10 protein-coding genes are annotated in these 12,916 nt (G+C 42.5%); 3 read left to right on the top strand and 7 right to left on the bottom strand.

All coding sequences use genetic code 11. The features are described from left to right. Positions 1–2 precede the first annotated feature (2 nt). The 4 genes from tolR to FTT87_RS11040 all read right to left on the bottom strand — a co-directional run bounded on the left by tolR (position 3) and on the right by FTT87_RS11040 (position 3,182). Positions 3–452: a protein TolR gene (gene tolR / locus FTT87_RS11055; protein WP_180042207.1), complete on the bottom strand. Its 450-nt coding sequence runs from the start codon at positions 450–452 to the stop codon at positions 3–5. Further along, entirely contained in the window at positions 452–1,150 is a 699-nt protein-coding gene (tolQ, locus tag FTT87_RS11050) for a protein TolQ (protein ID WP_086196178.1), read from the bottom strand. The genes tolR and tolQ overlap by 1 nt, the downstream gene beginning before the upstream one ends. A gap of 25 nt (positions 1,151–1,175) precedes the next feature. Next, a complete protein-coding gene (ybgC, locus tag FTT87_RS11045; RefSeq protein ID WP_086196177.1) occupies positions 1,176–1,586 on the bottom strand; it encodes a tol-pal system-associated acyl-CoA thioesterase in 411 nt (136 codons plus the stop codon). Between the two features lie 240 nt (positions 1,587–1,826). Continuing rightward, positions 1,827–3,182 (bottom strand): amidohydrolase, encoded by a 1,356-nt coding sequence (locus FTT87_RS11040; protein WP_218954204.1) that lies wholly within the window; start codon positions 3,180–3,182, stop codon positions 1,827–1,829. Between the two features lie 303 nt (positions 3,183–3,485). On the opposite strand from FTT87_RS11040, the gene FTT87_RS11035 reads away from it, so the two are divergent. Further along, the gene (locus FTT87_RS11035) at positions 3,486–4,067 is read left to right on the top strand and encodes a hypothetical protein (RefSeq protein WP_180081481.1); all 582 of its coding nucleotides are present in this window, start codon (positions 3,486–3,488) and stop codon (positions 4,065–4,067) included. Positions 4,068–4,493: 426 nt separating this feature from the next. Here FTT87_RS11035 and ruvB read toward each other — a convergent pair whose 3' ends face one another. The 3 genes from ruvB to FTT87_RS11020 all read right to left on the bottom strand — a co-directional run bounded on the left by ruvB (position 4,494) and on the right by FTT87_RS11020 (position 7,817). Continuing rightward, positions 4,494–5,501, bottom strand: a complete 1,008-nt coding sequence (gene ruvB / locus FTT87_RS11030) for a Holliday junction branch migration DNA helicase RuvB (RefSeq protein WP_166167252.1) — start codon at positions 5,499–5,501, stop codon at positions 4,494–4,496. A 253-nt stretch (positions 5,502–5,754) separates the two neighbouring features. Further along, entirely contained in the window at positions 5,755–6,357 is a 603-nt protein-coding gene (ruvA, locus tag FTT87_RS11025; RefSeq protein WP_180174860.1) for a Holliday junction branch migration protein RuvA, read from the bottom strand. Between the two features lie 122 nt (positions 6,358–6,479). Next, the gene (locus FTT87_RS11020) at positions 6,480–7,817 is read right to left on the bottom strand and encodes a deoxyguanosinetriphosphate triphosphohydrolase (protein WP_180082694.1); all 1,338 of its coding nucleotides are present in this window, start codon (positions 7,815–7,817) and stop codon (positions 6,480–6,482) included. 534 nt (positions 7,818–8,351) lie between these two features. Here FTT87_RS11020 and purL point away from each other — a divergent pair. Both purL and FTT87_RS16055 read left to right on the top strand, forming a co-directional pair. Beyond that, positions 8,352–12,188 (top strand): phosphoribosylformylglycinamidine synthase, encoded by a 3,837-nt coding sequence (gene purL, locus FTT87_RS11015; protein ID WP_180082696.1) that lies wholly within the window; start codon positions 8,352–8,354, stop codon positions 12,186–12,188. A 221-nt stretch (positions 12,189–12,409) separates the two neighbouring features. Next, positions 12,410–12,541 carry a KGW motif small protein gene (locus tag FTT87_RS16055; protein ID WP_257230581.1) on the top strand — a complete coding sequence of 44 codons (132 nt, stop codon included), beginning with the start codon at positions 12,410–12,412 and terminating at the stop codon, positions 12,539–12,541. Positions 12,542–12,916 lie beyond the last annotated feature (375 nt).

The following is a 12,916-nucleotide window of genomic DNA, read 5'->3' as shown; positions in this document are numbered from 1 at the left end:
AATTATTTTAATGGCTCAGTCAGTAAACCCACTTGAGTTAATCCTGCATCCTGTAAGGCAGACATGAGTTTCATGACTTCACCATAAGGACGAGATTCACTGCCGTTAATCAGTACACTCATTTGTTTTTTCTGTGCTGAAGCTTCACGTTGTGACTCAGTCAGTACAGCTTTTAATTCATCGAGTGTGAGTACATCATTATTATGTGATTTATCTTCAAGTTTAATGGTGCCATCTGTTTCAAGCGTGACAATGGCAGGGCGGTCTTCGGCCTGTATGGGTGTACCATTTGCTTGAGGCAAATCAACTTTTACACCAGTCGTAATCATGGGTGCAGTGACCATAAAAATCACCAACAGCACCAGCATCACGTCGATATAAGGGACAACATTCATGTCACTTTTTAATGGTTTTTTAATACGCTCAAAGCGTCCGGAACGTTGAATTGCCATCAGTCATTTTCCTGTGTAGAACCCACAGTTTGACGTTGTAACAGCGCCACCATTTCTTCAGCAAATAAAGCGCGGTCTGAATAAACTGCTTCACCTTTTGCGGTGTAATGGTTAAAGGCCAAAACAGCAGGAATGGCTGCAAACAGACCAATTGCAGTGGCGATTAACGCTTCGGCAATACCTGGAGCTACGGTTGCCAGCGTAACCTGATCGACCTCTGCCAGACCAATAAAGGCATTCATGATGCCCCAAACCGTACCAAACAGTCCGACATAAGGCGCAACTGAACCAATGCTTGCCAGCGCACCCAAACCTTGTTCAAGATGTCCCTGATCACGGCTAAGACCCACACGCAGGATACGTTCAGTACTTTCAATACTTTGCTGGGCAGGCGCATTGCGTTTTTTAAGTTTGAAAAATTCACCCAAGCCATGATAGAAAATATCTTCCAGACCGACACGTTTGGAATTGAGCTGGGCATTGTTATACAGGGTATTTAATTCAGCCCCCGACCAGAAGATTTTTTGAAAGTGTTGATCTTCGGCCTGGGCTTTTTTATAACTCATATGTAACTTGGCAATCAGATACCAACTATATAATGATGCCAGAAGTAGCAGCAGCATTACCAGTTGAACCACAGGACTTGCTTGTAAAATAAGATCTGATACGTGTAGCGAAGATTCTAGTTGTGTTGCCATAGTTACAATGTGCCAATAAATTTTTTTAGTCTTGTCCTAACTCTTTGAGAATTAGTGTACGGATTTCCTCAGGAAGTCGGGTTGGACGCATACCATCTACGCTGATACATGCCAATTCGACTTCACCAGAGGCAAGCATGATTTCACCACGATAAATATTCTGTTGCAATACAAATGATGTCGCTTTACACGAAACTACACTCGCGGTAACAGTAATCAGGTCATCCATCAGGATAGGGCGTGAATATTTCACGTTAATTTTATGAACGACAAAGTTGTAATCTTTTTGGTGCCAGTAGTGATCTACGCCTGAAGCACGTAGCCATTCGGTACGGGTACGTTCCATAAAACGAATATGGTTTGCATGATAGACAATGCCACCGGCATCGGTGTCTTCAATATATACACGAATGTTGAATTCGAATTTATTCGCCATGATTGTGTCCCATTTTTCAATTCAGTTTTATGGTTTTAGCTGTGCTTTTAGCGGTTTAAAAAAACTGTGAAAATGACGGTTTTTTTGCCAAGAGTCAAGCTGTGTAACGCGTGGCAGTTTATCATTATGAGAATTGAGTCCAATGGCACAAGGTTTCAAATGAAATTTATTCTGTATTCAATCTGCAAAACCTGTAAATACGAAAAGTGAGCAAAGGATGCTCACTTTTTTTAAACGTACTTATTTTTTTGTGGTTTGTCTCTTTTTCCAGTTGGCCTGTACCTGTTCGGCAACTTTTGGATAATCCAGAATAAAACGCACATGGCTTTCTACCCCGGTTTTTAAAGTCTTATTATCGACAATAAATAACGGGTTATGGTTAGGTGCGGCTTTGGTCATGTCCTGATCGGCAGGAGTTGCCCCCACAAAGACAAACAAGGATGGCATCAGCTGACCATAATAGGCAAAATCTTCGCTGGCACTGGCATTGTTGTCCAATACATGCAGTTTATCTTCGCCATTCACCTGAGCCAGCGTGGGTTGCATCAGTTTGGTTAAGGTTTTGTCATTGGTCGTAACAGGCGCGTAGGGTGCAATTTCCACTTTTGCTGTGACCTGATTGGCAGCGGCATTATGTTCTAGCATGTTCGGTAAAGTTTTTAAAATGCTCTGGCGAACATCTTCACTGTTAGAACGAATGGTACCCACCATATTCACCTGATCGGGAATGACATTACCCGTTGTTCCCCCGTGAATACTACCAATGCTGACTACGCCCATGCCTTTGGTCAAATCTGCATTACGACTAATCAAACTTTGCATGTTGTTGATCATTTGCGACGAAGCATAGATTGGATCGCGACCCAGCCAGGGCATGGAACCATGTACCTGCTTGCCGTTGACCTGAATGCGTAAATGATCCGCACTGTTCAGAATGGCACCATCTTTATAGGAGATATTACCGCTTGGCATACCTGCCATTACGTGCATACCAAAAATAACTTCCGGTTTGGGATTGTTCAATGCACCATCGGCAATCATTTTACGTGAACCGATCAAATGACCTTGAGTAAAATTATCAATATCAGCACCGCCTTCTTCAGCCGGTTGGAAAACAAATACCACAGTACCTGCAATTTTATCTTTATTGGCTGCTAAGGCCTTGGCTGCACCCAGTAACATCGCGGTATGAGCATCATGACCACAGCCGTGCATGACATCGGTTTCTTTGCCCTGATAAATGGCTTTGACTTTACTGGCATAAGGAAGTCCAGTTTTTTCTTCAATCGGAAGGGCATCCATGTCGGCACGTAATGCCATCACTGGACCCGGTTTAGCTCCTTTAAGTACCCCGATGACACCGGTTTTGGCATAGCCTTTACGCACTTCTATCCCATAAGATTTTAACTCTTTTTGTACCAGCTCGGAGGTTTTGAATTCCATATTGCCCAGTTCGGGATTTTGATGAATATGCTGTCGAAGCTGAATGGTATGGGCTTCTACATTTTTAACGGAATCATCAATCCAGTCTGCAAGGCTCAGCTGGCTGCAAAGAAAAAGTGGAAGACAAAGGGAGATCTGCTTGTATATGTCCATATATTACCGAATCCTTAAAGGTTGAGATCATTTCAGTGAATCCATAGCATTGCATAATGAAGGAAATTTAGACAAAACTATTTGAGTGCCCTTAATATACTTTTAAGGTATATTTGTTGTTAGTTGCTGGAATACAAAGGTTTTATATGGACTTCGAGACTATAAATACTTTGCGATTTATGTGAAATTAGCTTTTATCAATTTTGTTTATCCCTCTTAATTTTCGGATCTGTGACCCAACAATTTTATTTGATTCAATCCATTATTAGGGCATTACAACACTGCATGACATTCGAGTTTAAAATGAGTCGCTTTTTGAAATATATAATTATTTTTGCCTTGGGGTTTGCACTGTGGAATTACTGGCTGAAACCGGATAAAGGTATTTCAGAGGCTGCTGATTATCAGTCTGCTCAAGGAATTCATCAGTTTGATGGCTATAGGATGAAAAATCTGGAAGCGTATGCTGGCGAGTTTCGGGTTTTATCCAGAGAAGACTATAGTTTTGGACGAGAGGCGGAACTTAGTCCAGTTGATTTTGCTTTGGGATGGGGTAGCATGACCAATCCTGCTGTTTATAAACAGTTATCGATCAGTCAGAGTAATCGCTGGTATTACTGGCGTTATGAAAATGCACCGCCCATACCCGTCAATGAAATTTCAACGCACAGTGCCAATACACACTTGATCCCTGCATCGAAACAGATTGCAAAGCAGCTCAAAGCTATTGATCAAGATGATTTGATTTATTTAAAAGGACAACTGGTTGAGGTCACGGCTGCTGATGGCTGGACTTGGCGTAGTTCTTTAAGTCGTGAAGATACTGGTAATGGTGCTTGTGAGTTGATGCTGGTGGAAGAGGTGAGGGTGATTTCTAAGTCTTAAGTCTTTTATTTTTGATTAAATATTAAATTAAAATCACATATGCATTTTTTAAATTTGTTTTTCATGGTGTTAGTTGATTCATCAAATAGCAGTTATATTCTTTGATTTTTTGCTTGATAAGAGGTTTTGAAATCCTCTTAGTTAAATTATAAAATTTTACTGCCGCAATTTTTCAATAAAATCGAAAGGGATTTGTGTGGGCGAAGTCTTACTTTTGAGAGGCCAAAATGAGGATATCAAACTATATTCTGAGTCCGCAAGAAAAGCCTTTATTACCCATACTCAACATTCTGAGCCAGTTTTAAGCACTGCTTTAAAATGCAGCGCAAGAGATGAGTAACGTGTGGCATCCTTGCCACACTCGTGTATCCAAAGCTTGCTTAAATTTAAGCTATGCGACACTAATAAACCTAAGCTATTTTTAAATTACTTATCCTTCGGCTCAGGCGGAGTCATGCCAAACTGCAAATATGCCATATTAGTAGCAATACGGCCACGTGCAGTACGCATGGTATAGCCTTGCTGAATCAGATATGGTTCAATCACATCTTCTAGCGTGCCTGAATCTTCCGCCATGGCAGCAGCCAAAGCCTCTACACCGGCAGGCCCACCATCAAAACGCTCAAGCAACATACTTAAGTAACGGCGGTCTAAAGTATCCAAGCCATCTTTATCGACATTTAGCATATCCAGTGCACGTTGTGCCATTTCCTGAGTCACTTCGCCTGTACCTTTGACTTGAGCATAGTCACGAACACGACGCAGCAAACGGTTGGCAATACGCGGTGTACCACGGGCACGACGCGCGATTTCTTTTGCACCATCATCCGTCATGGGAACGTCCATTAACGAGGCTGAACGTGAAACAATATGGGTCAGGTCTGCAACTGAATAGAACTCTAAACGCTGCACAATACCAAAACGGTCACGCAGTGGCGAGGTGAGCAAGCCTGCACGTGTCGTTGCTGCAACTAGGGTAAATGGCGGTAAATCCAGTTTGATTGAACGTGCGCCCGGGCCTTCACCAATCATGATATCAAGCTGATAATCTTCCATGGCTGGATACAGAATTTCTTCAATTACAGGAGAAAGACGATGAATTTCATCAATAAAGAGTACATCGCCTTCTTCTAAATTGGTCAGCATAGCAGCCAAATCACCGGCACGTTCCAGAACGGGACCAGAAGTCGATTTTAGATTACCGCCCATTTCGCGTGCGATAATATTGGCCAGTGTGGTTTTACCCAGACCGGGTGGGCCAAAAATAAGGGTATGGTCGAGTGCTTCGCCACGGCCACGGGCTGCGCCAATAAAGATTTCCATTTGCTCACGTACCACCGGTTGACCGATGTAGTCATCGAGGGAAGTGGGGCGAATGGCACGATCAAAATGATCTTCGGGTTTTTCAGAACCACTGATGAGACGGTCTTGCATATTAAGTCAGTTCTATTTTCGTGAATTCGATTATCGCGTTATGGTCATAAATACCACATTTAGTTGCACGGCCGCGAATGATGAAAGATATTCACTACTTTCGCGTAGGCGATGCCTTACTTTTGAAAGATCAAAAGTAACAAAAATCTTTTGTTGGATTGAGGATATGTCCTTATATCCCAATCCAACTTGGCGACATCCATGTCGCCTATCGCGTATCAAACTTAAGGATAGATCGGTTTATCTATTTGAATTACTTGTTCATCGACTTAAGCGCAGCACGGATAATATCACTTGCTTCGGTAAAGTCCGCTTTAACGGCATTAATCAGTTTTTGTGCTTCTAAAGGTTTATAACCTAATGACTGTAACGCTGCTTCAGCTTCTGCCACCGCAGAGTTACCACTAAACTGGATTTGCTCTATAGTAGAATTGCTTGGTGTCGTGCCAGCTGACATGGCTTTGAAGCGGTCACGAAGTTCAATCATCAAGCGTTCAGCTGTTTTCTTCCCAACGCCTGGGACTTTAACTAGTGTATTCACATCTTCATGCTCAACGGTATGAATCAGCATTTCTACACTTAAAGTAGATAAAATGCCGAGTGCCATTTTAGGTCCTACACCGTTGACTTTAAGCAGGGTACGGAAGATGGTTTTTTCTTGGGCATTCAGGAAACCATATAAAAGCTGAGCATCTTCACGAACGGCGAGATGCGTCCATAAGGTAACTTTCTGGCCTTTTTGTAATTGGCAAAATGTTGAAAGCGGGGTATCGATTTCATAGCCCACGCCATTTACATTTAATAATACTGTCGGTGCTTCTAGAGCCAACACCTCGCCAATAAGACATCCAATCATGTTTATTTATTCACTTATCTATCGTTGGTTGCATAGTAGTGAGCATTTGCACGAAAGGCAAAATGCTCAGGTATAATTTTTTAAATCTGGTGAAAATTTTAGCCAGCATATCTGCAACATTTTTACATCAAGCCGGCTTTATTGCCCTGTAACTCTTGCGACAGGTTATAGGCCTGATGGTCTGAGAATTTCGAAATAATATCCAGCACCTGCATAATATTTTCATAGTGATTACTTTGAAAATTGACACCGGCACGTTGCAGCATCGACATTAAGCGCTGTTCTTTAAAGCTCAAGGTTTTATGTGGTGTGGTCAGCGGAATAAAGGCATCCAGAATATTTTGCAGACTTTGATGGGCAATAATCTCTAAACCAGCCTTTTGCGGATGTTCAAAAATCTTGTCACGGGCTAAATTTTTGGCTCGTTCAATCCCCCATTCAATATCTTCAGAACAATATTGCAATAAACTGCCTTTGAGTTGTCCTGATAAAATTTCAAAGTGATGTTTGGTAAAAGCAGTGGTCACTTCATCCACAAGACGTTTCATCACCCGGCCGCGTAAAGCAGCAATTTTTTGCTGCCAGGTGGTTGGTATGGATAATTCTTCAGGCCTGCCATAATCTGCAATCAGGTCGAGGAAAACCGGTTCGACTTCTTCATAAGACAACATATTTAAAATAATGCCATCTTCCAGATCAATCAGGGCATAACAGATGTCATCCGCAGCTTCGAGTAAATAGGTCAGCGGATGACGGCAATACTGATATTCACCAAGCTGAATTAAACCGAGCTGCTCTGCAATTTGCTTGAGAGTCTCTTTTTCAGACTGGTAACAGCCAAATTTTGCCCGCTGATTGGCAGGGCGATCCCCTTGTGAGGCAATGGTTTTCGACAGCCACGGATATTTTAAATAAGCGCCTAAAGTGGCGTAAGTTAGACGCATGCCGCCATCATTGGGATGATAGTCAATTTTGGTTAGTAAACGTAAACCTTGGGCATTGCCCTCAAACTGGCGTACATCGGCCTGCTCTTCCGGGGTGAGTTTTTTTAAAAAATTGCCATGTGAAGCATCATCAAACCATTCGCGAATGGCATATTCACCGGCATGTCCAAAAGGTGGATTACCAATATCATGTGCCAGACACGCAGCCTGAATAATGGCACCGACATCGGCAGGGGAAATCCATACTGGTAGTTCATCCTTAATTTTTTCCGCTGCCAGCATGCCCAATGAACGGCCAATACATGATACTTCGAGCGAATGGGTTAAACGGGTGTGAATACCATCGTGCTGGGTCAGGGGGTGGACTTGGGTTTTACGGTTGAGCTGGCGGAAACTTTGCGAAAAGATAATGCGGTCATAATCTTTGTGAAATGGGCTACGTGCCTGTTCTGAACTTTGTTTTTTGCTACCAATACGAACTGTCGAAAGCAGTTCCAACCAACGCATTTGTTCCATTTATCGTTATTCAATGAAGAGCTGAATTCATCATGCCAAAAAAAAGTCCAAGCGACTAGAGTAGGGCGACATGATTTGTCTTTCTGATAATGCACTGAGCTGGGTACTAGTGTTTGAGCTCAATCATTTACTCAAGAGATCTCTTTCATGAATCCAATACCTGCTAAAATCTATTTTTTCTTTTGACTTTACGAACAGCTTATAGTTATTGAAAAATGATTTATGAAAGAACGCTAAGACATCAAGAATGAAAAGATGCAGAATTATGTAACACTGGCTAAAAGATACGGAATTGAGCATAAGCTGTAATATTGAAATAATATTTAGAAACAAGATAGTGCAGGCTTAAATTTATATAAGATTCAAAATTTTTATCTGAAAAATAAAATATTCTTCCATGTTCTTGAAAGAATAGATGGCACATTCGTGAATTTCTATCTAGCTGATTTTGCCAATACACAGTAGAATATGCGCTCTCTCTAAGTCACATTGGCGGTAGGGTCCAATAGACCTGCCCGTGGAGCCAAAATCAGCATGTTTATCGTGGCCGGTGCACCAGCACACTCTTCTTTTAAGAAAACTCAACTCTTAAACCGTCTCGCGTCAATGAGTTCTGTTCAATCAATTGAAAGTCAATGGATTTATCTGTTTGATCAAGCGCTCAACGAACAGCAGCATCAATCTGCATTACAATTATTAAATGATGGTGCTTCTTTTGAAGTTCGTCAGGCAGCAAGTGATGAAATTCAGATTCTTGTAACGCCACGTCTAGGCACGATTTCTCCGTGGTCTTCTAAAGCGACTGATATTTTTGCCAACTGTAATACCCCGATACACCGCCTTGAACGCGGTGTTTTGTTTACTTTAAAAGGTATTTCTGAAGTATCCAATGAAGTTAAACAGGTTTTACATGACCGTATGACTGAAAGCGTGTTCAATCATATTGATGACGCTGCAGCTTTATTTGTTGAAACTGCACCAAAACCTTTAAATAGCATTGATATTTTAGGTCAGGGTAAACAAGCACTGGTTAAAGCCAACTCTGAATTTGGTTTTGCCTTGTCAGATGAAGAAATTGATTATTTAACCGCAGCATTTAACAAGCTGGGTCGTAACCCGCACGACATCGAATTGATGATGTTTGCTCAAGCCAACTCTGAGCATTGCCGTCATAAAATCTTCGGTTCAGAATGGACAATTGATGGTGAAAAACAGCCATTATCATTGTTCCAAATGATCAAGAATACTTATAAAGAATCTCCAACAGACGTATTGTCCGCTTATAAAGATAATGCTTCTGTCATCGTGGGCTTTGATACACAGCGTTTCTATCCTAAAAAAGATAATGAAACAGGTCACCACGTTTATAAATACAAGAGCCAAGCTGCTCACATCCTCATGAAAGTGGAAACCCACAACCATCCAACAGCGATTGCACCATTTGCTGGTGCTGCGACTGGTTCGGGCGGTGAAATCCGTGATGAGGGTGCAACTGGTCGTGGTGGTAAACCAAAAGCTGGCTTAACCGGTTTCACGGTGTCTAACCTGAACATTCCGGGTTTTGAACAACCTTGGGAAGAAAATTACGGTAAACCATCACGTATGGCATCTCCACTTCAAATCATGATTGAAGGCCCATTGGGCGGTGCTGCGTTTAACAACGAATTTGGTCGTCCTGCCTTAAATGGTTACTTCCGTACTTTCGAACAAAACGTCAATGGTGAAGTGAAAGGTTTCCACAAACCAATCATGATCGCTGGTGGTTACGGTAACATCCGTCCTGACCATGTGGAAAAAGATGCCATCCAGCCGGGCGATTTGTTAATCGTGCTTGGCGGTCCTGCAATGCTGATTGGCCTTGGTGGCGGTGCAGCATCTTCTGTAGATAGCGGTAAATTGGGTGAAAACCTGGATTTCGCTTCGGTACAACGTGAAAACCCGGAAATGGAACGCCGTTGCCAAGAAGTGATTGATGCTTGCTGGCGCATGGAAGATTTCAACCCGATCGTGTCTGTACATGATGTCGGTGCGGGCGGTATCTCAAATGCCATGCCTGAGCTTGTGAATGATCACGAATTAGGTGCAGTGCTTGACCTTCGTAAGATTCCTTCATTAGAGCCAGGTATGTCTCCAATGGAAATCTGGTCGAACGAAGCACAAGAACGTTATGTTTTAGCGATTCGTCCAAGTTCTTTAAGCCTGTTTGAATCATTGTGTGCACGTGAGCGTTGTCCGTTTGCGGTGTTGGGTGAAGCGACTGAAGCACGTCACTTAACTGTTGAAGATCCATTGTTTGAAAATAAAGCCGTGGATATGCCAATGCAGGTGATGCTGGGTGGGACACCACGCATGAGCCGCTCTTACGAGACGATTGAACGTAAAGGCGATGACTTTGATGCAGCTAAAGTCACTGATTTGAAAGATGCGATTTTCCGTGTTCTGAAAAACCCGACAGTTGCTTCTAAATCGTTCCTGATTACGATCGGTGACCGTTCAATTACCGGTATGGTTGCGCGTGACCAGATGGTGGGTCCTTGGCAAGTTCCTGTAGCAGATGCTGCAGTCACTACAACAAGCCTTGTCGGTTACACGGGTGAAGCGATGGCGATGGGTGAACGTCCACCAGTTGCGCTTTTAAACCCTGCTGCATCTGCACGTTTGGCTGTAGCTGAATCAATCTCGAACATCATGTCTGCAAAAATCGAGCAGATTAGCGACATTAAATTGTCTGCTAACTGGATGGCAGCAGCAGGTCAACCAGGTGAAGATCAGGCATTGTTCGAAGGTGTTAAAGCCATCGGTATGGAAATGTGTCCTGCGCTGGGTATTGCAATTCCTGTTGGTAAAGATTCATTGTCTATGCGTACCACCTGGAATGACGAAGGTGAAGACAAGTCTGTAACATCTCCAATGTCTGGCGTGATTACTGCTTTTGCACCGGTGACTGATGTACGTCAAACATTGACTCCTGAACTGAAAAATGAAGATTCAGTACTGGTACGTATCGACTTGTCTAAAGGTCAGTTCCGCCTTGGTGGTTCGATCCTGGCTCAGGTGTATAAAGCCATCGGTTCGGTAACACCTGATGTTGATAGCTTCGAAGATTTCAAAGCATTCTTTGCATTGGTACAAGATTGGAACAACCGTGGCCTGATCAAGGCTTACCATGACATCGGTGATGGTGGCTTACTCGCGACTGTTGCAGAAATGATGTTTGCTTCACGTCTGGGTGTAGCACTGGAAGATCAATCGACAGAAGCTTTATTTGCTGAAGAAATTGGTGCAGTACTTCAAATCGCAACTAGCGATTGGGAAGCATTACAGGCAGAAATCGCTGAATCTTCACTTAAAGATGCTATCTCTGTAGTAGGTAAAGTGAACAATACTGACCAATTGACTATCAATGGTTTTGTACTTGAACGTGCTGATTTGCAAGTGGCTTGGACTGAAGTATCTCATCAAATTCAACGTTTGCGTGACAACTCTGAAACTGCGGATTCTGAGTTTGCTTTAATCACTGACAAGAACCACAAAGGTATCATCGCACAGCCGACATTCGATCTGAATGAACCGGTTGAAGCACCGTTTATTAATTCACGTCGTCCCAACATGGTGATCTTGCGTGAACAGGGCGTAAACGGTCATGTGGAAATGGCTGCGGCATTCGATAAAGTCGGCTTCAACACTGTTGACGTACACATGAGCGACTTGCTTGCTGGCCGTATCAGTCTGGATGACTTTGAAGGTATTGTGGCTTGTGGTGGTTTCTCTTACGGTGACGTAATGGGCGCAGGCGGTGGCTGGGCGAAATCAGTATTGTTTAACCCTAAACTGCGTGACCAGTTCGAGAAATTCTTCCATCGTCAAGAAACCTTCTCTTTGGGTATCTGTAACGGTTGTCAAATGTTGTCGCAATTGGCTCCACTGATTCCGGGTGCGGAAAACTGGCCTCGTTTCCACCGCAACACTTCAGAAGTATTTGAAGCGCGTGCAGTCAACGTACGTGTGGAAAAATCTCACTCGATTTTGTTAGATGGTATGGAAGGTTCGATTCTTCCAATCGCGGTAGCACATGGTGAAGGTCGTGTAGTTGCCACTGAAGACAAAATTGCTGCGTTAAATGCCGGCAACCAAGTCAGCTTACGTTATGTAGACAGCTTGGGTAATCCTACACAGCAATATCCATTGAACCCGAACGGTTCACCTGAAGCGATTACTGGTGTGACATCTACTGATGGTCGTGCAACGATTATGATGCCGCATCCTGAACGTAACTTCCGTGCTGTTCAGCATTCATGGAAACCTGAAGAATGGACTGAAGATGGTGCATGGTTACGCATGTTCCGCAATGCACGTAAGTTCATTGGTTAATTCTGAAGTGTTTTGAAAAAAGCCACCTTCGGGTGGCTTTTTTATTTTGTATCTATTTTTTATTTTATTTTTATTTCTCCCGCTGGACTTGGTTTGGATTTTGCTTTTATATTTGTGTGAAAGATGATTTGTATGTTTTATGCACAATCATGATGCAATATGGAAGAAAGATGGTTCACTAAATACAAGTTCAGGATTGAATCTCTAAGCGAGGTGACACAATGCCAAAAACTGCAATCTATACAAATGTTCATAAAGCGACTTTACGTAAGAAAGGGTGGATGTTTTTTATGGTAGTCGTAGGGCTACAAATGTTGTTCTTGATCGGTAGTTATTTGTTGCAAAGTTCTTAATTTTTAAATTGAAAAAGCCACCGTGAGGTGGTTTTTTTGTGTTGAATATTTTAATAAAGTCACAGCTTCGGTGATTGTGCGAAATTTTAATCAATAACGCGTAAGCAATGTTTTACTTTTGATGCAGCAAAAGTAACAAAACTGCTTTGTTTGCTAGATGATACATCCTTGTATCCTCTAGCAAACGAGCGACATCCATGTCGTAAAGAGATGGATCCGGAAATTTGAACAACTCCTATAAGTGATACTCTGCTCCTCAAATGATGTTATAAACATCAATATATGGAGTATTTTATGGCACGTAGACCAAGAAGAAATCATTCAAATGATTTTAAAGCTAAGGTAGCACTTGCTGCGATTAAAGCAGAAAAAACA

The sequence above is a fragment of the Acinetobacter sp. YH01022 genome (genome assembly GCF_013420235.1).
Lineage (GTDB): Bacteria > Pseudomonadota > Gammaproteobacteria > Pseudomonadales > Moraxellaceae > Acinetobacter.
Note: the sequence above shows the minus strand (reverse complement) of the source record. Positions and strands in the feature narration are given on the sequence as shown.

Bases quoted from the DNA above. Each gene is read 5' to 3' on its own strand.
- ybgC (WP_086196177.1), bottom strand. From the start codon at position 1,586: ATGGCGAATAAATTCGAATTCAACATTCGTGTATATATTGAAGACACC.
- tolR (WP_180042207.1), bottom strand. From the start codon at position 452: ATGGCAATTCAACGTTCCGGACGCTTTGAGCGTATTAAAAAACCATTA.
- FTT87_RS16055 (WP_257230581.1), top strand. From the start codon at position 12,410: ATGCCAAAAACTGCAATCTATACAAATGTTCATAAAGCGACTTTACGT.
- purL (WP_180082696.1), top strand. From the start codon at position 8,352: ATGTTTATCGTGGCCGGTGCACCAGCACACTCTTCTTTTAAGAAAACT.
- tolQ (WP_086196178.1), bottom strand. From the start codon at position 1,150: ATGGCAACACAACTAGAATCTTCGCTACACGTATCAGATCTTATTTTA.
- ruvB (WP_166167252.1), bottom strand. From the start codon at position 5,501: ATGCAAGACCGTCTCATCAGTGGTTCTGAAAAACCCGAAGATCATTTT.
- FTT87_RS11040 (WP_218954204.1), bottom strand. From the start codon at position 3,182: ATGGACATATACAAGCAGATCTCCCTTTGTCTTCCACTTTTTCTTTGC.
- FTT87_RS11020 (WP_180082694.1), bottom strand. From the start codon at position 7,817: ATGGAACAAATGCGTTGGTTGGAACTGCTTTCGACAGTTCGTATTGGT.
- ruvA (WP_180174860.1), bottom strand. From the start codon at position 6,357: ATGATTGGATGTCTTATTGGCGAGGTGTTGGCTCTAGAAGCACCGACA.
- FTT87_RS11035 (WP_180081481.1), top strand. From the start codon at position 3,486: ATGAGTCGCTTTTTGAAATATATAATTATTTTTGCCTTGGGGTTTGCA.